Annotated in this window: 10 protein-coding genes; 4 read left to right on the top strand and 6 right to left on the bottom strand. The window is 58.8% G+C overall.

From position 1 onward, the window contains the following. The first annotated feature begins 29 nt into the window (after positions 1-29). The 4 genes from purH to AC3ISI_RS03060 all read left to right on the top strand — a co-directional run bounded on the left by purH (position 30) and on the right by AC3ISI_RS03060 (position 6628). On the top strand, positions 30-1637 hold the full coding sequence (gene purH / locus AC3ISI_RS03075) for a bifunctional phosphoribosylaminoimidazolecarboxamide formyltransferase/IMP cyclohydrolase (RefSeq protein WP_489335429.1): 1608 nt from the start codon (positions 30-32) through the stop codon (positions 1635-1637). 156 nt (positions 1638-1793) lie between these two features. After that, the gene (gene purD / locus AC3ISI_RS03070; RefSeq protein WP_489335428.1) at positions 1794-3089 is read left to right on the top strand and encodes a phosphoribosylamine--glycine ligase; all 1296 of its coding nucleotides are present in this window, start codon (positions 1794-1796) and stop codon (positions 3087-3089) included. A 100-nt stretch (positions 3090-3189) separates the two neighbouring features. After that, a complete protein-coding gene (locus AC3ISI_RS03065; protein WP_489335427.1) occupies positions 3190-5967 on the top strand; it encodes a hybrid sensor histidine kinase/response regulator in 2778 nt (925 codons plus the stop codon). 64 nt (positions 5968-6031) lie between these two features. Beyond that, positions 6032-6628, top strand: coding sequence for a MarC family protein (locus tag AC3ISI_RS03060; protein WP_489335426.1), 597 nt, complete (start codon positions 6032-6034; stop codon positions 6626-6628). Positions 6629-6702: 74 nt separating this feature from the next. On the opposite strand, the gene AC3ISI_RS03055 is transcribed toward AC3ISI_RS03060, so the two are convergent. The 6 genes from AC3ISI_RS03055 to cobG form a co-directional block, all read right to left on the bottom strand. Further along, entirely contained in the window at positions 6703-13683 is a 6981-nt protein-coding gene (locus AC3ISI_RS03055) for a TcdA/TcdB pore-forming domain-containing protein (RefSeq protein ID WP_489335425.1), read from the bottom strand. Between the two features lie 205 nt (positions 13684-13888). Beyond that, a complete protein-coding gene (locus AC3ISI_RS03050; protein WP_489335424.1) occupies positions 13889-20977 on the bottom strand; it encodes a TcdA/TcdB pore-forming domain-containing protein in 7089 nt (2362 codons plus the stop codon). Between the two features lie 295 nt (positions 20978-21272). Next, on the bottom strand, positions 21273-22976 hold the full coding sequence (gene cobJ / locus AC3ISI_RS03045; protein WP_489335423.1) for a precorrin-3B C(17)-methyltransferase: 1704 nt from the start codon (positions 22974-22976) through the stop codon (positions 21273-21275). Beyond that, on the bottom strand, positions 22976-23707 hold the full coding sequence (locus AC3ISI_RS03040; protein ID WP_477795665.1) for a precorrin-2 C(20)-methyltransferase: 732 nt from the start codon (positions 23705-23707) through the stop codon (positions 22976-22978). The genes cobJ and AC3ISI_RS03040 overlap by 1 nt, the downstream gene beginning before the upstream one ends. Further along, on the bottom strand, positions 23707-24333 hold the full coding sequence (locus AC3ISI_RS03035; protein ID WP_489335422.1) for a precorrin-8X methylmutase: 627 nt from the start codon (positions 24331-24333) through the stop codon (positions 23707-23709). Before AC3ISI_RS03035 ends, AC3ISI_RS03040 begins: the two co-directional genes overlap by 1 nt. After that, the gene (gene cobG / locus AC3ISI_RS03030) at positions 24326-25633 is read right to left on the bottom strand and encodes a precorrin-3B synthase (protein ID WP_489335421.1); all 1308 of its coding nucleotides are present in this window, start codon (positions 25631-25633) and stop codon (positions 24326-24328) included. Before cobG ends, AC3ISI_RS03035 begins: the two co-directional genes overlap by 8 nt. Positions 25634-25768 lie beyond the last annotated feature (135 nt).

Here is a 25768-nt window from a genome sequence, read left to right as displayed (position 1 = left end):
GACTTCCTTTGCTTTTGATGGAAATTGAGATGACCGACCAGACTACCCGCCTGCCGATCCGCCGCGCCTTGATCAGCGTTTCCGACAAGACCGGGATCCTCGAATTCGCCAAGGAGCTTGAAACCCTGGGCGTCGAGATCCTCTCCACCGGCGGGACGTTCAAGCTGCTGCGCGACAACGGCGTTGCCGCAGTGGAAGTCGCGGATTACACCGGTTTCGCAGAAATGATGGACGGTCGGGTGAAAACCCTGCACCCGAAAATCCACGGTGGGATCCTCGGTCGTCGCGGTATCGATGACGCCATCATGAACGAGCACGGCATCAAGCCGATCGACTTGGTTGCGGTCAACCTGTACCCATTCGAAGCCACCATCAACAAGCCTGGCTGCGACTTGCCGACTGCCATCGAGAACATCGACATCGGCGGCCCGACCATGGTCCGCTCGGCGGCCAAGAACCACAAAGACGTGGCTATCGTGGTCAACGCCAGTGATTACGCCAGCGTTCTGGAAGGCCTCAAGGCCGGCGGCCTGACTTACGCTCAGCGTTTCGACCTGATGCTCAAGGCCTTCGAACACACCGCTGCCTACGACGGCATGATCGCCAACTACATGGGCACCGTGAATCAGGCTGCCGAAACCCTCAGCACTGAAGGTCGCAGCGAGTTCCCGCGCACGTTCAACAGCCAGTTCGTCAAGGCCCAGGAAATGCGCTACGGCGAGAACCCGCACCAGAGCGCGGCGTTCTACGTAGAAGCCAAGCCTGCCGAAGTCGGCATTGCCACAGCGACCCAACTGCAAGGCAAAGAACTGTCGTACAACAACGTGGCCGACACCGACGCCGCGCTGGAATGCGTGAAGAGCTTCGTCAAGCCGGCCTGCGTAATCGTCAAGCACGCCAACCCGTGCGGCGTGGCCGTGAGCCCGGACGCCGAAGGCGGTATCCGTCAGGCCTACGAACTGGCCTACGCCACCGACACCGAATCGGCCTTCGGCGGCATCATCGCCTTCAACCGCGAACTGGATGCCGAAACCGCCAAAGCCATCGTCGAGCGTCAGTTCGTCGAAGTGATCATTGCCCCAAGCGTCAGCGAAGAAGCCCGCGCCATCGTGGCGGCAAAAGCCAACGTGCGCCTGCTGGCCTGCGGCGAATGGTCGGCTGATCGCGCCGCTGCGTGGGACTACAAACGCGTCAACGGTGGCCTGCTGGTGCAAAGCCGTGATATCGGCATGATCGGCGCCGATGACCTGAAAGTCGTGACCAAGCGCGCACCGACCGAACAGGAAATCAATGACCTGATCTTCGCCTGGAAAGTGGCCAAGTACGTTAAGTCCAACGCCATCGTCTACGCAAAAAACCGTCAGACCATCGGTGTCGGCGCAGGCCAGATGAGCCGTGTGAACTCTGCCCGTATCGCTGCGATCAAGGCTGAACATGCCGGCTTGCAGGTAGCCGGTTCGGTCATGGCATCGGACGCTTTCTTCCCGTTCCGCGACGGTCTGGACAACGCAGCCAAGGTCGGCATCACTGCGGTGATCCAGCCTGGTGGCTCGATGCGTGATGCGGAAGTGATTGCTGCTGCTGATGAAGCCGGCATCGCCATGGTCTTCACCGGCATGCGCCACTTCCGTCACTAAGTACGACGATCAACTGTGGGAGCGAGCCTGCTCGCGAAGACGGCGGCACATCCAACAATGATGTGACTGACACACCGCTTTCGCGAGCAGGCTCGCTCCCACAGAAAAGCAGCCTCATTGCTGCATCCAGAATTAGCGTCATCCGAGGTTTTTGAAATGAATGTTTTGATCATTGGCAGCGGTGGCCGTGAACACGCTCTGGCCTGGAAAGTGGCTCAGGATCCGCGCGTACAGAAAGTGTTCGTGGCACCTGGCAACGCCGGCACTGCCATCGAAGCCAAGTGCGAGAACGTCGCTATCGATGTGCTGGCCCTTGAGCAGCTTGCAGATTTCGCGGAGAAAAACGTTTCCCTGACCATCGTCGGTCCGGAAGTGCCACTGGTTGCAGGCGTGGTCGATCTGTTCCGCAGCCGTGGCCTTGATTGCTTCGGCCCGACCGCTGGCGCCGCTCAGCTGGAAGGTTCGAAAGCCTTCACCAAAGATTTCCTGGCGCGCCACAAGATCCCGACCGCCGACTACCAGAACTTCACCGAGATCGAGCCAGCCCTGGCTTATCTGCGTGAAAAAGGCGCACCGATCGTGATCAAGGCCGACGGCCTGGCCGCCGGTAAAGGTGTGATCGTTGCCATGACTCTGGCGGAAGCCGAAGACGCCGTACGCGATATGCTCGCGGGCAATGCGTTTGGCGACGCCGGTTCGCGCGTGGTCATCGAAGAGTTCCTGGACGGTGAAGAGGCCAGCTTTATCGTCATGGTCGACGGCAAGAACGTATTGCCAATGGCCACCAGCCAGGACCACAAACGCGTCGGCGACGGCGACACCGGCCCGAACACCGGCGGCATGGGCGCTTACTCCCCGGCCCCGGTCGTGACGGCAGAAGTGCACCAGCGGGCCATGGACCTGGTGATCTGGCCGACTGTTCGCGGTATGGCCGAGGAAGGCAACGTCTACACTGGCTTCCTGTACGCGGGCCTGATGATCGACAAGGCTGGTAACCCAAAAGTCATCGAATTCAACTGCCGTTTCGGCGATCCTGAAACCCAACCGGTGATGCTGCGTTTGCAGTCGAGCCTGGTCTTGCTGGTTGAAGCCGCTCTGGCGCAAGCGCTGGACAAGGTCGAAGCGCAATGGGATCCACGTCCGAGCGTCGGTATCGTGCTGGCCGCTGGCGGTTACCCGGGTGACTACGCCAAAGGCGTGGCCATCAACGGTCTGGATGCAGCCGCCGCACTGGAAGGCAAAGTCTTCCACGCGGGCACTGCGCTCAAGGACGGTCAAGTGGTGACGGCTGGTGGCCGGGTACTTTGCGCCACCGCCATGGGCGCCAGCGTCGATGCGGCTCAACAGCAAGCTTACAAGCTGGCGGCCGAAATTGACTGGGAAGGCTGTTTCTACCGCAATGACATTGGCTACCGTGCCATTGCCCGTGAACGTGGCGAAAGCCAGGAATAAGGCCATTCATTCGGCCAGGCAAGGGCCGCTGGTCCTTGCCGGACTATTCCGGCACCGCGCATCGTTATAATCTGGCATCAACCTACGAAGGGATTTCGCCGTGCGCTGGCTCAGGATTGCCATAAGCCTCACCGTCACTCTGCTGACCTTGCTCTGCATGCTCCCGGCCCAGGCCGCGCAAGGCAGTGGCTGGGCGGTATTGCTCGACGAACAGGGCGACCTGCAGCTCAGCGACATCCGTTCGGCTCGCTATATCAATCAATTCAGCCCCATCGAGCTCGATCGCCTCACGGCGGCCGAGCCCGAGGGCGCACTATGGCTGCGTTTCAGGCTGGCCCCCGGCAAGCATGAACAATTGCTGCGGGTGTTCGCACCCGATCTGTCGGCACTCAACCTGTATGTACTCGACGGCGACATGCTGATCGATCATTTGAATACCGGTACCGGGCAGCCCCAGGCTGACCGCCCTCTGCCCAGCAGCGACTTCATGTTGCCGCTGCCGCAAAGTGACAACCCCCTTGATGTTTACCTGCGACTGGTCTCCGACCATCAGTTGCGACCTTACATCACCCTGCAATCGGCGATCACGACCGCGGCAGATCAGAACCAGACGTTGATTTACGGCCTGCTGTTCGGTTGCCTTTGCATGCTGATCCTGCACAACTTCGTGCGCTACGCCTACACCCGTTCGCGCAGCAGCCTTTGGCTGGCCTGGTGTGAAGGGTTGTTAATGCTTAGTCTGCTATTGCTGCTGAACCTGGCCGGGCCATGGTTGCCGAACTGGCACGCCATCCAGGCGCCGGGCGCCTACCTCGCGTTATTGCTGACCGCGCCGAGCGGCCTGATGCTTGCCTGTCGCTTCTTCGCCCCGCTCGGCCCTCACCCGCTGAACAAACTGCTGCTTGCGGACATTCTGCTCATCGTCGCCTGCGGCCTGCTGTTGTTGTTCGTCAACACCCTGCCGCTGAACATCATTACCTACGCCCTGGTTGCTCTGGCAGGCTTGAGCATGTTGTTCGTCAGCGCCTATCACTGGCAAAAAGGTTATCGCCCGGCGCGGTTTTTCGTCGCGGCGATGGTGGTGTTCAACATTGGCGCCCTGATCATGCTGCCCGCACTGATGGGATTGACGCTGGTCGCACCGCAAGGACTGATCACTACGCTTCTGGTGTTGATCTGTATTAGCGGCCTGCTGATGAGCATCGCCCTGAGCGAACGTCAGCGCAGAATCACGGAAGATCGCTTCAGCGTCAGTCGCGACCTGGCCGCCAGCAACGCCGAGATCAACGCCAAGGCCGAGTTCCTGGCGAAAATCAGCCATGAAATTCGTACCCCCATGAATGGTGTCCTGGGCATGACCGAGCTGCTGTTGGGCACTCCCCTGTCGGTCAAACAGCGCGACTACGTGCAGACCATCCACAGCGCCGGCAACGAACTGCTGACACTGATCAACGAGATACTCGACATCTCCAAGCTCGAGTCAGGGCAGATCGAGCTGGACGACGTACAGTTCGACCTCAACGCCTTGATCGAAGACTGCCTGAGTATCTTCCGCGCCAAGGCCGAGCAGCAGAATGTCGAGCTGATCAGCTTCATCCAGCCGCAAGTGCCGCGTGTCATCAGCGGCGACCCTACACGCCTGCGCCAGACCCTGCTGAGCCTGCTGGAAAACGCACTGAAGAAAACCGACGAAGGCGAAATTCTGATTGTCGTCGCCCTTGATGAACGCAGTGCCAAACCACGACTGCGCATTGCCGTGCAGGACAGCGGTGTACCGATGGAAGCCGAAGAGCGCGATGCCCTGATGCACGCTGAACTGCACAGTAAGCATTTCCTCTCGGCGACAAGTCTGGGCGGCAATCTGGGGCTGGTGATCGCTCGTCAGCTGATCCGTCTGATGCAGGGCGAGTTCGGCATCAAGACCGGCGCCAACCAGGGCAGCACCTTGTGGCTGACGCTCCCCCTGGACCCGGACCGACTTGAGCACCCGACCTGCGACCTCGATGGTCCGCTGCAAGGTGCGCGCGTACTCGTGGTGGACGATAACGACACCTGCCGCAAAGTGCTGGTGCAACAATGCAGCGCCTGGGGCCTGAACGTCAGTGCCGTGCCTTCTGGCAAGGAAGCCCTGGCGTTGTTGCGTACCAAGGCCCACTTGCGTGATTACTTCGATGTGGTCCTGCTGGACCAGAACATGCCCGGCATGACCGGCATGCAACTGGCGGCCAAGATCAAGGAAGACCCGAGCCTCAATCACGACATTCTGCTGATCATGCTGACCGGCATCAGCAATGCGCCGAGCAAGATCATTGCGCGCAACTCCGGAATCAAACGCATCCTCGCCAAACCCGTGGCCGGCTACACCCTCAAGACCACCCTCGCGGACGAGCTGAATCAGCGCAACAAAGGCCCGGCCGTTTTGTATCCTCTGCCCGCTGGCGCAGCGCTTCCAGTCAAGGTCCCGAGTGACTTCCGCATCCTGGTGGCCGAGGACAACACGATCTCCACCAAGGTGATTCGCGGCATGCTCGGCAAGCTCAACCTGCAACCGGACACCGCCAGCAACGGCGAAGAAGCCTTGCAGGCGATGAAGGCCCAACGCTACGACCTGGTGTTGATGGACTGCGAAATGCCGATCCTCGATGGCTTCTCTGCCACCCAACAGCTACGCGCCTGGGAAGTCGGCAACCAGCGAACCCGCACACCGGTGGTGGCATTGACCGCGCACATCCTCGCCGAGCACAAGGAGCGAGCGCGTCAGGCTGGCATGGACGGGCACATGGCCAAGCCGGTGGAGCTGTCGCAGTTGCGTGACCTGATCGAGCATTGGGTTGCCCAGCGTGATCAGCTAAATCGGGTAACGGCTCAACCTTCCTGAGCCGACAGACTCTGCAACGCCTGATAGACTCCCTCTCGACGTCCCCCGCCAGTGAGCTCGCACCATGCTTCAAGTGTTATTCAGCGTTTACCTGAAGATGCTGGTGCTCTACAGCCCGTTCTTCGTGTTGTCCTGCTTCATCAGCTTGACCCGCGGCTATTCACGCAAGGAACAACGACGCCTGGCCTGGAAAGTGGCAGTCGCCACGCTGGTGTCCAGCGTTTTGCTGTACCTGTTCGGCCGGGTGATTTTCAGTGTCTTCGGCATCACCGTGGATGCGTTCCGCATCGGCGCCGGAAGCGTACTGTTCATCTCGGCGCTGGGCATGGCCCAAGGCAAGTCGGCGGTGCAAACCGATAACGTGCAGCAGGACGTGACCATCGTCCCGCTGACCATTCCTCTGACAGTCGGACCCGGCACCATCGGTGCATTGCTGGTGATGGGCATCGGTCAGCCACATTGGGACGACAAACTCACGGCGATTCTCAGTATTGCCCTGGCGAGTTTCACCGTGGGCGTGGTGCTTTATCTGTCCAACCACATCGAGCGGATTCTTGGTGATCAGGGGCTGCAGATTGTCAGCCGGTTGATGGGATTGTTTGTCTGCGCACTGGCCGCACAAATCATCTTTACCGGGGTGAAAGGCTATCTGGTTCCCTGACGACCAAATGCACAAGGCCGCCGGTTCGAAAACCTGCGGCCTTGTGCACGCCGGGATCAGCTCATGGCGCAGGCTTACACGTCGTTCAACCTTTTGACCAGAGACACCAGCGCGAGACCTTCCGCATCGGCGCTATCCATCGCTTGCACCCACTCATCGAGGGGGGCCTCAAACGTGCCACCCAGGACCTGAAGACTCAGAGTAAGCGAACTGCGCATGGCATGAGCGTCACGAAAGACCAGGCTGCGTCCGCTGTCGGGATCGGTAAACAGCAAATGCTCTCCGATCAGGTTTACCTGCCAACCGTCCTGTGCACCAGTCTCCAACTTCAACAGGCCGGACACCGACTTGTTCGTGTCTTGCAAGCGCGCGCACTCGACAATGATGCAGTCGAGTCGCGCCCAGACCTGCGCCGACACACGACAGGTCAACACGCCCTGCTCGCTCGCCAGAATCAGCGTGGTGATTTCATCGGGAATCAGCGGCAACAGGTCGTCGATTCGATGGTCGGTTTCAAGGGTCAGTACTGCGGCATCCCGCTGTACCGTGCCTGGCGTCAACCAGACATCACGCTTGTTACTGAACAGCAGGCGACCGATCGGATCGTAGACCAGGAAGGTCTGCCGGTCCCGAGCCCCGAGGTACGAAGACCACTGCCCGTCGAATCGCCCATCGGTCGTAAAGAGTCGGCCAGCCGAGGTGTCATACCAGGTGAACCTTTCACCCTCATTGCCAACCCTCAAGGCCAGTGCATGGCGCTGATTGTCGATCAAGCGTCGCAACTTCGACGTCTGCTCCTGCAGGGTCAGTTGCTGCGGGAAAAAACGCGTGTCCACACCCGTGATTGTGGCCGGCTCACCGTCGAGCAACTCAAGGCAGACGCCGTCATGGGTCCAACCTTGGAGACCGGCGCCGTTCACCGCGATATCAGCAAAGGACCACTGTGGCCATACCGCCTGCAACGCGGGAATCACATCGTTGTGCCGCAAACGCTTGTCATCGCCGAATGCCGTCTGCATGTGTTCTACCGCAAGACAGGCCTGACGATAAAGCCGTCCCGTCCCTCGCGCAAAAAACCACGCAGCGTGTTTGTCAGGCGTAGAACCCAGCCGCTGCAAATCCTTGCCGTAAGCAGGATCAACAAGCAGTAATTGCTTGTCCTGATACCAGACGGACATCGGGAAGCCCTGCGCGTTGGAAAGGCCGACAATCGACACGTCATCGACCGAGTAGTGTCCGGTGATCCCCGGCAACTCCGCCAGCCATGAAGGGTGAGCGCCGAGCCACTGCTCGTTCAGACCTTGCAGCCGGATGACACCATTGTTGCCGACATCAAACAGCAAGCCTTCCCGGGTGAGGGCAAGGTAGCCTCCCACCACGGCGATCATGCTTTTCAATCCACTAAGCGCCGCGACCAACACCGGCTTGTCGCCCGTACCGCGCGTCCAGCGCCACAGGGTGTGCCGGGCATCATTGTAGAACAGCACGCTGTCACTATCGGTGCTTGAAGGCATCAGTAGCACCCAACCATTGGTTTGGACTTCACGGCTCCAGACAAGCCAGTTATCGCTGATGCGCACCCAGGCGGTATGCAGTTGATGTTTGAGGCGAACCTGCATCGAGATAAATGTCGCCGGGGTCCAGTGCTCAATCGCGTCGGACATACCGACAGTGGAATCCTCAAACGAATCCTGTACGTCGAAATTCGCGAGGAACTGCGCCCAGCCACCCCAGACAAAGTCCTCCCCGGTAAACCCGAGTACATCGTCCATGGTCGTTTCGATGGCACACAGATGTGTGCTTTCGGCCGACAGCAGATAGTCCATGCGATAAAGAATGCCCTCACGGTCCATGACCTGCTGCACGACACGAATCGCCGCGCCCGCATCCTGACAGGCAATGATGGTTGAACCCTGGACAGGGTTCAGCAAACGATACCGCTGGGTCACCTGCCCGGTGATGGCGTCAACGCGCCAGACAGTCGGCTGTTCGCGATGGTAAAAGTACAAATCATCCCCCGACACGACACCCAGCTGAATGTCGGCGCAGACAGCCGCCGGCAGGTTGCGGACATACAGGAAACGGTCCTTGGCCGCTTCGTAGAAACCATTGGTGCGAATCGGTGCCGCCGGGTCAGCGAACGGCACACTGAAGTTGTGCAGCGGCACATAAGGACTGGCCAGGCGATGTTCGTGAGCCAGTTTCGCCAGATGCTCCTGCAACAGTCGTGAATCGAAAGCGTTTTCGATTTCCTGCTCCTCAAGCACAAGTCGTTTGTGCGTCCAGTCGACAGCGAACATCTGCCCACCCTCAAGCTGGAGATACAGTTCAGTCCCTGCTGCAACCTGTATATCGATACCATCAACCCGCAGGCCCGAAGGGTCGAATTTCACCGCCTCTTCGTCCACCCACGGTGCACGAAGCACCCAACGCATCGGCGCTTCGACGGAGGCGGCCATCAACCGGACAGCGGCGACACCGGGGTTCAGCGACAACGAGCACTGCCCTTCCACACCTTCAATGTCGTAGGTAATCAGTCCTCTCCACTCAAGCGGTATTTGCGGGACGTAAAGCGACTGGCTGTCTTTATCGAGCAGAACGCTGACCGTGGTGGGTTTGTAGACCGGTCTTACTGTGTAGACGATGTACTCAAAAGGGGTCCAGGGTGTGAAGTAAAACTGTCGGTTGCCCTGGGCATCAAACTCCAGCTCACGGACTACATCGAAACCCGTGTCGTGACGGTTAACGGCACCTGGCATGAGCTGGTATTCATAGCCGAAGTAGCACAAGGGCGTACAAGGCAAAATCGCTCCGATCACCGTGCGATCCCCTGAGTAGTCATCAGCGGGCTCATCGCCCGGGCCACCGGCGATCAAGGCCTGACCAGGTAAACCCCAGCCTTCGCGAATGTTGATCGCCTTTGAGATATCGCCATAGTAATCGGGCAATCCCGGCCCGTTGCGATGCTCCGCAAACAATGCCTGACTGCCGAATTCGATCATCCGGTTGCGCAAATCCAGAGTCGTTATCACCACTTGCGGCATCGAACGAACAATGCCATCGATCAGGGAATGACCACCGAGGCCGTAACTCTTTTTAAGCCAATCAAAATACAGCCCCACTTGCTGGGCTTTCTCCAGGATCGCGCTGTAGTTGCTCACCAGTGCGCTCACGCCGTAGCCCACGCCGGCGACCACAACGGCAAGCGGCCCGGCGAACGCACCGACGGTACCGCCCACCGCTAATGCCACGCCGCTTAACACCAGGCCGGCCAGGTCGAAGGTCAACTGAGTCGCGGCGCGAGCCTTTTGCGCAGAGTTGTCAGCATTGGCCAGCTCATAGATGTCAAACCCGACGTTGACCAACGCAAGCACATTGCCCACCCCCTCACCCGCCACACGCCCGAGCGCGCGGCCCACTGCCCTGGAGGTGGTAGCAGCAATGACCTGTTCATCCATCAATGCCTGCCTGACCAATTGAACCACGCCGGCGACATCGACCAAGTTGCCATGAATGAGTTGGGCATAAATCACGTAGCCATGCAGACGCACCGCCGTGGCCAAAGGGGCTGCGCGGGTGCGCGGGGTAGTGTCCTCATGGTTGTGCAGCGCATCGAGCAACGCATGGATCGAAAAACCGGCATTCAGCGTATTGACTGCCGATGGCTCGCCCGCCGCGTGCTCGGTACCACTGCCTGCCAGCGTATTGAATTGCTCGTGCAACCACGTCTTGATCTTGAACAGGCGCGAGTCTTCAACGGTGACGTGAACGACTTTTTGCGGATCCTTGATATCGATCAGGGACACGCTCCATTTCCCGGAGGAATCAACCTTGACGGTTTCCAGCAGCGGCACGTAATCCTGTCCCAACGAATGAGTCTCGCGCAGTCGGGTCATCACTTGCTCGAACTGCCGCGCCCAGCCCCTGCCATCCAGCTCCGCCAGACTGCGCCCCAATCGAGCATTCTCGGACAACGCCCGGGCACGCAACGCAGCGTGATGCTGCCAGGTCGAGATTCCTGCTTCCCCGTTTACCGGGTTGCTGGACAACAGATCGGCAACACGGGCTGTCGAGATCAACGTCTTCTGGGCAATACGCGCGCCATCCAGCGCGATGAGATCGAAACGTGCATTCGCTGAGCCTTCCACACCATAAAGCCTGGCCAGCCCAGGCAGATCGAAGAAACGCTCGAGCCCGTGTCGAAGGGATTGCACGGTATCGAATCCAAATACACCAAAGTTTGGATCATAAAAACGGTAGGTCCTTTCCCCGGACACCCCGCCCTTCACCAGCAACAGGGAGTGGTTATCGGTATTGATCATCAACGCGCCGGTCGAGTCTTTCGCTTCCAGCCGTTGAATAACCTGCTCCAGGCTGGCGCTCCCCGCTTTATGGCCAAAATCGGTCATTGGAAATGCGCGCAGTTCATCCAGGATCTGCAACAGGACCTGAGTCTTGCCGTCTTCGGGCGCCAGGCTGGCGGTAGCCACTTTGCCGATCAGCGTCCGCTCTGCCGCTTCGCCCTTGCTCAACGCAGCCGCCATCACCAGCGCCAACGGATAACAACGGCGGCCGGGATCACCTTCCCCCCTGATCAACAACTCTTGGGGCAATTGCTTGGCAGACGTGGCACCCGCCTTGAACAACAGCGCCCGAACGGCGGCACCTCGCTGGAGAATCTGAGAGCGATACTCGTCATGAGCAACCTTCTGGATGCGCGCAACATGCGCCCCCCACTGCCGGATACTCAGCGGTTCGGTGAGCGCGCGGACCTTGAGTTCCTGAGAGCTCTGTGCGGAGTCTTCAGTAGACGGGCGCAGGTTAAACCCGGCTTCGAATGCCACCGTGCGTTGCGAGAGAAGTGTGCGTTCAATGGCTTCATAACGCGCCGAAAGACCTCGATCAGCCGTGTTGGCGGCAAGGGCGCAGGCGTCTTGCCAGGTCCCTGCAAAACCCGCCTCGTCAAGCGATTGCGCGCCGAGCAGTCCACCGAGCAATACACGTTGCAACGGGCTTATCTGCTCCAGACGCAGCGAACCATGATCGATGCGGGTGAACATCTCGTTCAGGTTGCCGACGGGTTGCGCGCCGTTCGAGACCGGAAGCTCGTAGGCAGGTTGCGCGAGGATCTGCTGGCGCTTGTCGAAGCTGATCGACATCGGTTTGTCGAAGGTCACCTCGCCACTCAACTTGTCATTCATTGCCTGGATGAACGGCTCGCCCAAATCATCGAGCAACTGCTGCAGGATTGAGGTCTGCAGCACAGGTTTGCCTTCGATGACCGGCCAGCCCTGTTTGAAGGTCAGGGTTTGCTCCCTTAGAAGTTCTGCCATATTCCCGGTGTAACGGGTCTTGAGTTTGCCGCTCTTCCATTTCTCCTGCTCTTTTGCCAGCCATTCATGAGGTTCGGCATTAACGGTCCAGCCGGATATTTTTTCTTCTTCGGTGGCGACGTTATAGCCCTCGGCCAACTTCAACTGAACGCGAACATTGGTGCTGTCTTCAACAACCACGTGCGTTTCGGTGTACTCCTCCAGCCCGCTGACAGCAGCACCGGGGCCGGTCAACGTGATAGTCCCGCGTGCACCGATGCGAATTCCGTCCTGGTAATACTCGAAAATGGCTTCGCCCAAGTTGGTTAGAATGTTCCTGCGTGAGTGTGTGAGTGCCGTTCCTGTGTCTCTCTTTTCAATTAAAACCTTTTGAATGGTAGCCAGCAATTCAGCGACGTCGCTCCATTGTTTTCCATCCTGAGTTAATCGGCGCTCAACCTCATAAAGACAGTCGTAGTTGAATCGGATTATCTGCATGATCGTCTCATTCATACCACCCTCTGGATGGGCGATAAAATGAGAGTTCATTTCACGATCGAACTGAATAGCCATTCGAAACCCGTCTTTGGAGGCTTGGCCATCCTGGGGCGGGACAAATAATTCAAATAATCCGGGTTTACTGCGGGCGAACTTGAGCAGCGCCTCTTTATCCCCCGAGGGAATCTTGTCGGTTCTGTCCGGATAACGTTCTGCATCTCGACCCGGCATCAAGGTGTCGTTTTGGTTGAGCAACAACTGCAATACGCCGAGCCGGGCAGTCTCGCTATACCCTCTAATATCAACTCCACCCAGTTTATCGGCCAACGGTGGCAAATAATCCATATCACTGTAACGACCACCCTCCAGATACTCGGCCTGCAAGCGCACGACATCACTGGCCGCGGCGAAGTTGCCGCGCATGGCGACCTCGCGCTGATAAACATCTTTTAAATAATGATCGGCGAATTCATGGCGAACATCCCGCAGCAGCAGATCCTGCCCCGCCACCTCCAAATGGGTGTCCAGGCACTTTTGGCGAAAGGCTTCCAGCACTGCGCGATCCTTGCCATAAGCCCGAACCATCAGGTCGATCCTCGCCTCGTCGGCCCTGCCGGCCCATTGGGGTTGATTGAGAAAATCCGCCATTTGCCATTTCAATACACGAGCGCGGTCTTCGATCATCCTTGAGAGTTTCAGAGGGTCAGTCACTTTATCGCCCCCGGACTCCATGGCATGCACTCTGGAACTGTCGAGAATCACCCGGTTCATCTCGAAGGCCAGCAAGGCATCGCTGTCGTACCAAAGATTGAAGGTGTACCCCTCTGGAGCGAGAACCTTACGCCAGATGTTCATGTAATCACGCTGAATCGCCCCTACTTCACTGCCGCCGACCCAAACGAAGTGCATGATTTTAGGCACCGGTGCAGTGGCCTTGGAGAGCATGGCGACTGTATTGGACAGCCTGTCTGCATAGTGCGAGAGGCTGACGTGGGTCTGCTTGAGAGAGGGCGACAGCGCTGTATTTTTTTTACGCAGCAGCGACTCGAATGTTTCCTGAAAGAGTTTCACGGGCGTCAGTTTTTCAGAGGCATTGAAACGTTCGCTCGCAAGACGATAATACTGTTCAAGCGCAAAATATTCGGGTGTTGTCGAAAACTCGGCAAAGGCAGCCTTAACGTCGAAAAACTCTTCCAGCGAAATAAAGCCATGCCCATTATTCGGCATTTCTGCTATGGAACTCATTACATTTACATCCTTGTGTTTATAACAATTAAAATAAAGATCAGGCACACCAAAAAATCCCGCATAACAATGCAGACACTGGCAAAACATCCGGCAATTCAAAAATAACTAACAAGCCACAAACTTAATGGTTCGTGACTTGTTCAACCCCACAACTGCAACTTATCTATTGAACAACGCAATGCCTGGCGCGACGCTTCAGAACTTAACCTTCTACAGTTTCAACTGCCACGGCCGGCAAAATTTCAGTCAGCGGTACACCGCCCTGGGCATTCCAACGGGTAGCCAAGACACTTACCAATGTTGATACCGCAAAGGTCTGATAACCGCTTAATGCCACGAACACCTCCCCCCGTAATGCTGGATCCGCTGCAAAGACCTCACGAAAGATCAAACTGTGTCCACTGTCAGGATCCATGACCACCAAGTGGTCGCCGACCTTGTTCAGCAACAATTTTCCAGGATGGTCCAACTCCCAGATCAACTTGCCCGGTATCAACGGGGCACGGCCCAGTGAATGTCGGCAATCGATGATGACCAACTCCAGCCTCAACCAGGCAACCTTCGATAAACGACAACTGACCGCGCCCTGCCCCAGTCGAAGAATCAGGGTATTCACATCGTCGGGAATCAGCGGCAAGAGCTCACTTACCGTCATCTGCGCTTCGATCGTCAGCACTTCAGCGTTGCGCTGAACATAGTGGACGGGGCCGGCCTGCTCCATGCCCGGGTAGGTATGCAGCAGACCATCCTTGCTTTCATGCAGCAACACATTGGTTTGCTGCCGGGTACCCAAGAGTTCGAAGTCGTCGGTTAGCGACGCTTTCGAAACCCGGATCAAGCGACCGGTCTCGGACACATACCATTGCAGGCTGTCGGGCTCCTCTACCGAAAGGAACGCCGCGTGCCTATGGCTCTCAACCAGTTGCTTGAGGCTGTCTTGCAACGGGCCGTTCTGAACAGTCACCCATTGGCTATCGACGCCGGTGATCAACACCGACTCCTGATAGCGCAATTCCACGTAGATCCCCTCAAGCGTTGTTGCGCGAAGGCCTGCGCCTTGTGCTGTGACATCGGCAAACTGCCAAGGCGCCCATTCACGCACAGGTGCCGGTATCGCGTCGGCCTGCAACAATCGCAAGCCCTGGCCAAATGCACTGTCCAGTTGCGCAGGATCGACAAAGCGCTGGCGGTAGACTTCACCGGTAGAAAGCTCCAGCAACCAGGCCGCAGTGTTGTCCGGCGTAATGCTGAGCAAGCGCACTTCCCCGCCACGCCCCAGATCGGATAACAGCAACCGATTGTTCACATACCAGGCACTCAACCGCAGATGACCGTGCACGTGGGTCAATCCCACAATGGCAAAACTCGCGACCGGGTGTTGACCCGCCACGGTGTCGAGCGCCAACCACCAATGTGCCCGATCCTTGAGCCAGTCATCCGTCAGGCCACCCAACTGCAGGCGACCGTCGGCGTTCACATTGAAGAACAGGCCTTTATCCGTCAGCGCCAGATATTCCTCTTCAATGGCAACCACATTCACCAACCCTTCGGGTTCAATCGGTTCAACGGACCAGGTCCCGTTGATTCGTTGCTGCCGAGTCAGCCGCCTGGCTGCCTTGTCATAGACGACGAACACATCCACTTCATCGTTCGCAGTCGGGACAAGGGTGAGCTCCTTCAAATTCTTGATGGAATCCGGCCAACCTCTCTCCCGGTGGCGCGGCGCGGTAGGGCGGACAATCAGGCGGTCACTGCGACGAATCCAGGCCAGGTCGCGCAGCGTCGAATCCACCTTCCAGCAAATCGAGACGTACGCCGCAGGCTGCCAGTCGACAGTGGTCACGACAGCGTTTTCCGTGGCAGGCGTATACGAAACATGTTCACCCAAGACCTGCGCCCAGTCGACGAGTCTCTCGCTCTTGCTCACGACCGCTTCCAGCGCCGGGTCCAGGTCTCTGGTCCTCGAACTCAACAACAGTTTGTCTTCATGCAACTGGTAAATAAATTCATCCACCGTCCGGTCTTTACGAGTGACCTTCTGAACGATAGTAATCACCCCGTGCGTCGTCTCTTTGCAGTGGGTGATGAAACTTTCGGCAGCCTCAGCGAGCAACAGCCGATAACGCCGGTTGAGCAGGCCAGTCACCGCGTCGACTTGCCAGACAAGGTAATTTCGCGGGTCATAGAAGTACGCGAAACCGTCGACCACCGCGCCCAGCAACGCCTCATCGGCCTCCCCCAACGCGTCGTCACGGAAGTACAGGAAGCGATCGACCGCCGAGTCGTACCAGGCAGTCGTGAACCTGGGCTCATCGGGGTTTTCGAACGGGACCGGGAACTGATGAACCGGCGTGTAAGGCATGCCCAGGCGATGCGCTCGGGCCAACGTCTTGAAGTGATCCTGCAACGCCTGGGCATCCATGCCCGGGGTCGCGTCCTGCTCGATAACCGTCAATGCCACCTTGGCAATGTCGACCTTGAAGACTTGATTCTTGCCGATCTTTATCAGGACCTCATGGCGCCCCTTGCCGCTCAACTCCACTTTGATGGTGCCAATGAAGAGCCCGCCGAAAGGCTCCACTCGAATATCGCTTTCCTTCGCCCACGAGGCCTGTAGCAACCAATGTGAGGTCTCCTGGCTCGGTGACTCCAGTTCAATTTTCACTCCGGGATTGAGCACGAGCAAGCAGTTCGCGCCGGCGCCCTCGACTTTATAAGTGATCGTGTCGTGCCACGATTTCGGCAGCGCGGGCACCACCAGCGTGCGCGCGATGGCGTCCAGCCGCACAGTGATCACCGTAGACTGATAGACCGGGTTCAGGCGATAGACAATGTAGTCACCGGGAAACGAATAGAACGAAAACAGAAACTGACGCTGGCCATCCGATTTCCTCCTTTCCAGACGCCGCGCCGTATCAAACCCGACGTCGTGGCGCAGCGTCGAAAAGGGCAGCCATTTGTATTCATAGCCATAAACCGTTTTCGGCGTGCACGGCAGCACGACAGGCTGACCCGCAGCCGGTGCAAACGCGGCGCGCCCCGGCAAACCGAGTTCGCGGCGAATATCAATTGCGCGGTCGTAATCCGCATCAAAGTCGGGGACCCCGAAATGATCACGCAGGGGAAACAGTTCGGGGCTGCCCAATGCCAGGGCTTGCGCCTTCAGGTCCAGTGTCTGGATGACCAGAGCCGATTGAGGTAGCCACGCGCCAGTGGCCTCCTCGAACCGGTAGCCGCCTTCGCGATACGCTCGTTCGAGCCCGTCAAAAAACAACCCGACCTGTTTGACCTCTTCGGCAATGACCGCAAAACCCTGTGCGAGTGCTGCCGCACCAATCGCCAGGCCTCCCAGAATCACACCGGCACCACCCAGCACCGCGGCCGCCGTGCTCGCCCCCACCACACCGGCACCGATCCCGGCCCCTGCCAGCAACACACTGGCGGAATCGAATGCCAGCTGAGTACCGTACTGCGCACGCTCGACGTCGTTGTCGGCCGTGGATAACTGGTAGATATCGAAACCGACGTTGGCCAGGCCTAATACCGTACCCACGCCTTCGTTGGCGACATGTCCCAACGCTTCGGTCACTACCGGCGCACAGGTTTGAGCGATCACCTTCTCTTCAGCCAGCGCTTGGCGCACCAGTTTGACCAGCCCCAACACATCGACCACGTTGCCATGCACCAGTTGTGCGTAGTTGACGTAAGCGTGCAGCCGAACGGCCATCGTCAATGGCCTCCCGGCACCTTCCTGATTGCGCAACGCGTTCATCAGCGCCTGGATGGTGAAACCCGCATTCAAGGTATGGACGCTGTCGGCGCCGGTCGGATCCGGCTCATTGACCGGCGCCCAGGGTTTTGCGGCCAGCGCAGAGAATTGCTCTGACAGATAGGTTTTGATGCGCAGGAAGCGCTGATCGTTGGTAATGACTTGCACCAGGTGCTCAGGCGTCTTGGGATCGATCAGGCTCAGGCGATACTCACCGACCGGGGTCACCTCCAGTGTTTCGAACAACGGGACAAGCTCATGCGACAGCTGATTTTTTTCCAGTAGATCAGTGGTCGCCTCGCGTATCTGCTGGCTCCACCCATAGCTGTCGAGCTCCAGCAAGCTGCTGCCCAACCGCGGGTTGCTCATCAGCGACTCGCCGTGAGCACTGGCCAGACGCTGGCGGACCACAGGCAATGACCGCTCCTTCAAGGGGCCAGGTTGCAGCAGCTCGGAGATACGAATCCCCGAAGGCAACAACGTCTCGGACAGACGAGCACCGTCCAGTTCGATCAGGTCAAACGTTGGCCGGATTGCCTCGCCATAAGCGGCGTACTGCCTGGCCATTTCATGTTGCAGGAAGAACTGGTCCAACGCTTCGCGAAACAGCAGCGGTTGCTCAAACTCGAACACACCAAAGTTCGGATCGTAGAAGTGATAAAGGCCGCGCTCGCCGACAAAGGTTTTCGCCACCAGCATCGAATGGTTGTTGGAGTTGAGCATCAAGGTACTGGTGGCTGTCCTGGCTTCCAGTACCGCCACCACCTGCGCCACATCAGAGCGAGCGAGGGCGGTGCCCATTTCGTTAAGCTGCACGCCACGCATTTCTTCCACAGCGTGCAGAAAGACCGCGGAGTCATTTTCTTCGGGGTCAATGACTCCGAGGTAGAAGCGCTCCCGCAAGGTATTGGCAGCAGCAGGACCGTGTACCAACGCCGCGGCCATCGCCAGTGCCAGCGGATAACAGCGGCCACCCACCCGCTCGCCAGCTCCCTGTAGAAGCAGATCCTGGGGCACCAGTTTCGTCGTACCCGCATGAAAGCTGTCCAGGACAATGCCCACTCGCTCGACAATCCGGTCACGGTATTCAAGCTTGGCGACCTGTTGGATGCGGGCGACGTGTTGCCCCCATTGCCGCAAGGTCAACGGTTGCGCGAGAGCATTGGCCTTGAGTTCCAGCGCGTGCTCGGAGAACGCTGGCGGCTCGCCGGGCATTCGATTCATTCCAGCCATAAAGGCTGGCGCATTGTGTTTGAAAAGCTGACGTTCAATGACCGCGTAACGCCCCGAAACACCCAGATCGCGAAGCCTGTTGACCAGGTTATCCAGCTCGGCACTCAGCGCCTCGAAGCTGCGGTTATCCAGCGCCTTCGCCCCCAGCAAAGCACCGAGCAACAGGCGCTGAGCGGGGCTCAATTGCGTCGTCGAAAACGAGCCGCTGGCAATTTTGGTCAAGATCTCATCGACTGACAGACCTTGGCGCATCGTGTCGCTCAGCGAAGCAGGAGGCAGCGTTTTTGCGTCCTGGGCGATGATCGATTGCCGGTCATCAAAGTTCAACGGCACGGCCTTTTCAAACGTCACCGTCTCGCTGCGCTGTTCATTCATCGCTTGCAGAAACGGCTCACCGAGTTTATCAGCCAAGTGCTGCAACAGATCGGTCGACAACACATGACGCCCTTCGATGACCGGCCAGCCTTCCTCGAAATCAATGGCCTGGTACTTCAGCAGCGCCCCCATATCACCCATGAAGCGGTTCTTGAATTTCCCCTCTTTCCAGTGTTGTTGCTCACGGGTCAGCCATAGGGAGGTGTCACTCGCGTTTTCTTTCCAGGAGTGATCCAGCTCCTCCTCGGTCGACCGGTTGACGGTCGCGATGGGGGTAATAGCCACATCCTCTCGCCAGGTGTCAGCCGCCTGCGGGGTGAAGTGCATTCGGACGTAGGCATCGATTGCGTCACGCATCGCTGCAGGCCCGGTCAGATAGATCGTCACTTCGCTCTGTGGGCGAATACCATCGCTGTAATAGTTGGCTGCTGCTTCCGCCAGAAAATTGAGTGCCAGATCCTCTTCCATTGGCAGTTCGCGCAAAGGACCGAATTTTTTCTCGATGACCTCCCGCGCAAGATTGATCATGGCTTCAGCGTCGATCAAGGCAACCCTTCTCTGCATGGCCAACCGGGCTGTGGCATCGACCATTTCATAGTTGAGCCTGAAACGTTCGATGACGGCGCTCAGCATTGCCGAGCCGGGATGCGCCATCAGGAATGCATTACTCAAACTGCTTTGCTCGGCGACAGCTCGCAGTCCGGATGGACGAACGAGGCGCTCGACGGGCGGGCGGAAAACGCTTTTCAACGCTGGACGACTTTGGGCAAAACGTTCCAGGGCCGGACGATGTTCCTGAGGGATGACCTCAAAATAGTTTGTGTACTGGCTGCGAATCGCCTGACGGCCTGGCATCCATTCGGGATTGTGATCAAGCAATAATTGCAGCACGCCCAGGCGTGCATCAGCGCCAAACTGACTGATGTCCACCTCGCCCAGCACTTCCAGAAGTGGCGGCAGGTTATCGACATCCGCGTAACTTCCCCCCTCAGCGATCAAGGCTTCGACGCGTACCACATCGGAGGCGGCGGCAAAGTTGCCGCGCAGTCTGGTTTCCCGCTCATAAATAGCCTGCAAGCGTAGCGGCGCGTCATTGTTTGCCAGATCACTCAGCTCAAGACCTCCCTCGGCCAGTGCCGAAAGGCTCTCGCGGTTTTTGACTTTCAAGGCCTTCAAATGCGCTTCGTTCTGCCCATAAGCGCGAACCAGAAGATCAATTCGTGCATCGTCGGCTTTTTCGCCGCGTTTTACCGCGCCGGTAATATGCGCGCTCATCTGTTGTTTGAGGACAATGGCCCGTTCTTCGTACTTGTCACCCAGTTCAACCGCAGTTTTGCTGGTCGTCCCACCGTTGATCATCGCATCAGCCTTGGCGGCCTCAACCATGATCCGGTTGGTTTCATAGGCCAGCAACGCGTCGCTGTCGTACCAGAGTTTGAGGTTATAGCCTTCCCCCGCCAGTGCCTGTTTCCAGACATTGATGTAATCGCGCTGGATATCCCCGATGCCGCCGCCAAGCCATACAAAGTGCAAGTTTTTCGGCACTTCGGTGGCGGCAACCGTTAACTGCTCAATACTGCTGGACAACCGCGTCTGAAAAGCTTCAACCCGGCTATGAATGTCCGTCAACGTAGGGGACTGACCTTCGCCAGGTTCCACCAGCACCGTCACTTCAGCGGAACGTCGTCGCCTTGAGGATTGCAGAAAAGACCCAAGTGCCTGGAGCAGCAATCCAAGCGGCACACGCATCCGTGGCAAATCGAGTTGGCCTATACAACCGAAGTAATACCGAAACACCGCGTCGTATTCATCGGTGCCTTTATGTTGGTGCAACACCTGCTCAAGATCAGACAACTTGAAAATATCAATAAAACTGACATACCCATCCGTATCACGCCGGCCTTGATCATGCATATATATATACTTCCCTGTAGAGTAACAATTGACGACTGAGTTAAAGCGCTAAATCAACACTAACCACATTGATTTTTAACTTCAAAAAATAAAACAGACAATTGATTACCAACAAAATATTCAGAAATGCAAGAACAGGAAAAACAACTAGATATGCGCCACCCACCAAAACCAAAACCAAAACCAAAACCAAAACCAAAACTGATATCAGCACCTATAAAAACACTGTGCAATAGTTTTATTTTAATTAAATTGCAACACATATAAAGCGGCCTCAGAACGAAGCCGCTGACGATCAGGAAGTTGGCTTATCGCCATACCAGCGCGGTGTATACACCCACTTGCCACCCTCGGCACGCGGGAACGCACAGGTTGTAGAGGAGCCGATCAGCACCATGGTGCGCATGTCCACCTGATCCGGGGTCAACTGCCCCAGCGTGGTGACACGCAAAGTCTGCCCCGGACGCCCAATGTCCCGCCCCAACACCACAGGCGTTGCTGCCGTGCGGTGCTGCGCGACAATCTCCAGCGCCCGACCCAACTGCCAGGGACGCGAACGCGAGATCGGGTTGTAGAACGCTAGCGCCAGGTCGGCCTGAGACGCCAGGTCCAGGCGCTTCTCGATGATTGCCCAAGGCTTGAGGTTGTCCGACAGGGACATCACGCAGAAGTCGTGCCCCAACGGCGCACCGGCCTGAGCCGCGGTTGCCAGGGAAGCAGAAACGCCCGGAAGGATTTCAAGATCAACGCTGTGCCACGTCGACTCAGTCGATTCGTGCAACGCTTCGAGCACCGCGGCCGCCATAGCGAACACGCCGGGATCACCGGACGACACGACCACCACCGAGCGCCCCTGGGCGGCCAGTTCGAACGCATGGCGAGCGCGCTGCATTTCCTCACGGTTGTCGGTGCAGTGCAGCACCTGATCATCGCGGAACGGCCCGGCCATGCGCACGTAGGTTTCGTAACCGAGCACATCATTGGCCCGCGCCAGCTCGGCCTTGACCGCCGGCACCATCAATTCGGCGGCACCAGGGCCCAGGCCGATCACCGCCAGACGCCCCCGCGCACGACCGATCTGCGCGAGGTCCAGCGGTTGACTGGCCACGGCAATGGCAATACCTACGTCCACCGAAATGACGGTAGCGTCCGGCACGGTGTGGCGGGCCAGTTCGCTGAGGCCGCCGCACTCCGGTGCAAACCGCAGTGGCACACTCAGCTCAAGCGCCGCTTCGCGCAAGGCCGGGTTAGCCATGTGCAGATCGCTGGTCAACAGGCATGCCAGCGATTGCACGGCGATGTTCGCCTGATGCAGTGCCGCGCGAATCGCGTTCGGCAGATCCGCCACATCGGCGTTCACCGCCACCAGCACGCTGCGCGGGTAGATCAGCAACTCATTGGCCACTGACGTGCGTTCGGCACTGCCAATGTGAATCGACAACTGCGCCTCAGGATCTTCCGGCAATTGAGCCTGTGCCAGCCACGGCGCCGCGCCTTCGATGCGCACGCTCTGGCCGGAAAGCAAATCGGAGACAAAGCGTTTACCCAGCTCCAGATCACCGAGCGCGTAACCGCTGGGTGGATTGAGCAGGCAAGTGCCAAAGCGCAATTCACCGCTGGTAGTAATCGCCGCTGCGACCTCCAGCCCCGCCGCAATTTCTCGCGCCATGACGTTGACGCCGCCCAGCCCACCGAGCAGCGGCACTACAGCGCTGCCGTCTTCGGCCACGGCCAGCACCGGCGGCTCGGCGCCTTTTTCCAGTAACAACGGCGCCAGCGTGCGAATGACAATGCCGGCCGCACACAGCGCGATGATCGGCGTGTCCTGCTGATAAAACTCACGCAAGGTTGCGCCGAACTCGTGATACACACGGTCTGCGCCTTCGACCCGTTCAGCCAGGCCATGGATCAATGCGCCAGGGTAAACCTGCTGAATTTTGCGCGCGGTCGCGAGGCTGCCGTTGCCCAGAATGACAATCGCCGGAACTGGACGGGCCATCAGCCTTGCCACCTTTCGCCGGGAACGATGATCAGCGAGAAGTACGGCGAGGACATGGGTTCGACCTCATTCAGTGGCACTATTTTCTGGTTGGCCATGGTCGCGCGCTCGACATACAAAGCGCGCTCTGCCAGACCGAGCTCTTCAAGTACCTGACGGACTTTGGGGAAGTTGCGCCCCAGTTTCATGATCACTGCCGCGTCGGCATCGGCCAGTCGACGCTTGAGCTCGTCGTGAGGCAGCACGCCGGACAGCACCGACAAACTCTGATTGCGGTACACCAACGGCGCGCCCAGCACCGAAGCGCCGCCGAGCATGGAGCACACGCCCGGCACGACTTCGGCTTCATAGCGTTCCGCCAGACGATCATGCAGGTACATGTAGGAGCCGTAGAAGAACGGATCACCCTCGCAGATCACCGCCACGTCACGGCCGGCGTCCAGATGCGCGGCGAGTTCTTCGCCGGCCGCATCGTAGAAATCGCTGATCACTTGCTCGTAGGACAGCGGTGCCGGCAGCGCTTCGGTGGTCACCGGGTACACAAGCGGCAGCAACGTTTGCGCGTCCTGCAGATGTGCCTCGATGATGCCGAAGGCGTTGCCCTTTTTGCCCTTGGCGACGAAGTACGCCACCACCGGCGATTCACGCAGCAGGCGCAGGGCTTTGACGGTAATCAGTTCCGGATCACCGGGGCCGACGCCCAGGCCGATCAAGCGTCCAGGTTGCTGCATCATTCGATCTCCGTGGCGAGGGCGTTGACGGCGGCGGCGGCCATGGCGCTACCGCCCAGCCGGCCTTGCATGATCACAAACGGTACGCCGCGACTGTCGGCGGCGAGTGCAGCCTTGGATTCGGCAGCACCGACGAAGCCCACCGGGAAGCCGAGGATCAGCGCCGGTTTCGGCGCACCGGCGTCGAGCATTTCCAGCAGGTAAAACAGCGCGGTCGGCGCATTGCCAATCACCACCACGCTGCCTTCCAGATGTGGGCGCCACAGTTCCAGCGCGGCGGCGGAGCGTGTGTTGCCCAACTCGCGGGCAAGCTCAGGAACGCTGTCGTCGCGTAGCGTGCAAATCACCTGATTGTTGGCTGGCAGCCGTGCACGGGTCACGCCTTCGCTGACCATCCGCGCATCGCACAGGATCGGCGCACCGGCGGCCAGCGCCTCGCGCCCGGCCTTGCCCGCGCCAGCGGAAAACTGCAGGCCGTCAATCGCATCGACCATCCCGCAGGCGTGGATCACGCGTACCGCGAGTTTCTCCAGATCGGCGGGGATTCGTGCGAGGTTGGCCTCGGCGCGAATGATCGCGAAGGAATTGCGATAGATCTCCTGACCGTCGCGTATGTAATCAAGCATCCAGGGGGCTCCGTGAACGGTCGTCGAGCAAGGCTGCGACCGCTTCAATAGTAAGATTGCGTGCGTGCAGCGCGCCGAAACCGGGCTGTGCTGCATCGCGAAAATAAAGGTCGTAGTGACCGGCAGAGACCGCCAACAAGGTGATCGGCGCGATGTGCGCAGCCGCGCAGGAACGCGAGCATCCCGACAGGTGAACGTTCAGCGCATGCCCTTGCCGTTGCAGCAGCGTCGCCAGTTGCCGGGCATCGCCCTTGGTGTCAGCCAGGCCTTTGCCGCAACCGGTGGAGCCGGTGCAGGCGATCAGGTGGGCCAAGGCATCATTGGCCGAGCAGCGCAGGCCGAGTTGTTCAAGACTGTGGATAACTTGCGCTGCAGTGTCGAGAGGCACACCGGGCAGCAACAGGCTTTGCCACGGCGTGAAACGCAGGCTGGCGTCGCCTTGTTCCCGTGCCAGTCGTGCGACACCTCGCAGCATCGCAGGATCGAGACGCCCCAGCGGCGGCACTGCACCGATGTACACGCGCTCGACCTCACGCTGTGGATGAGCGCCGATGTGCAGGTCACTCGGGGTTGCCGTGCGCTGCCAGCCTTCGATGGTCATCAGCGGCACACGTTGGGCCAGTCGAGCGAGAAAGCCGTCGAGTGAGCATTCGGCAAGCAGATGACGCATGCGGGTCTGATCCGGGCGCGCTTGCTCGAGAAATAACTCAAGCACTGCAACGACCAGCGCATGGCCTTGATCCAGCGAAACGGAACTGGCGACCACGTCTGTCGGGCAGCCGGCCAGACCGAAGGCCCAGCGCTGTTCGCCATTGCAGTCGACTGCTGAAAGCCACAAGTCATGCGGATGTTCGAGCATCGCCAAGGCTTCGCCGCCATCCAGCTGCACGGCAAATTTGGCGCTGAGGTCATGCAAGCGTGCATCGCCTTGCAGCGTGGCGAGAATCTGCTCGGCCAATGGGTGCGTGTCGATCAACATGTGCTGATCGATCCCGGCACTCGGGCTGAGCATCAGGTTGCGTACATCATCGCCAGCGGCACTGCTCGGGCCCAGCCCGGCCGCCATCAGGCTGTCGATCAACGCTGCGTGTTCACTGCCGATCCCGCGAATTTGCAGGTTGGCGCGATTGGTCGCCTCGATCACGCCCCCGGCGAAGCGTTCGGCGGCATCCGCCACCGCTTCGGCCTGATCGGCGCTGATCGAACCGCCATTCAACTTGATCCGGCAGATGCCGCCATCCAACGCCTGAACAATACGCAGCAACCCCGGGCAAGCCGAGGGGCGTAAGGCAGTGGACATCGGGCGTTCGTTCAAGGGGGCGACCGGCTGTGTGGGAAAGGCGCTTCGCGGGCGAAGGCGCGGTATTATGCCTGCTTTGTCAGGCGGCATGAAAAGCCTGCCCGTCGGAACCGTCCGTTTGAGGACTATTTTTAA

Source organism: Pseudomonas sp. GL_139_B, from assembly GCF_057834475.1.
Note: the sequence above shows the minus strand (reverse complement) of the source record. Positions and strands in the feature narration are given on the sequence as shown.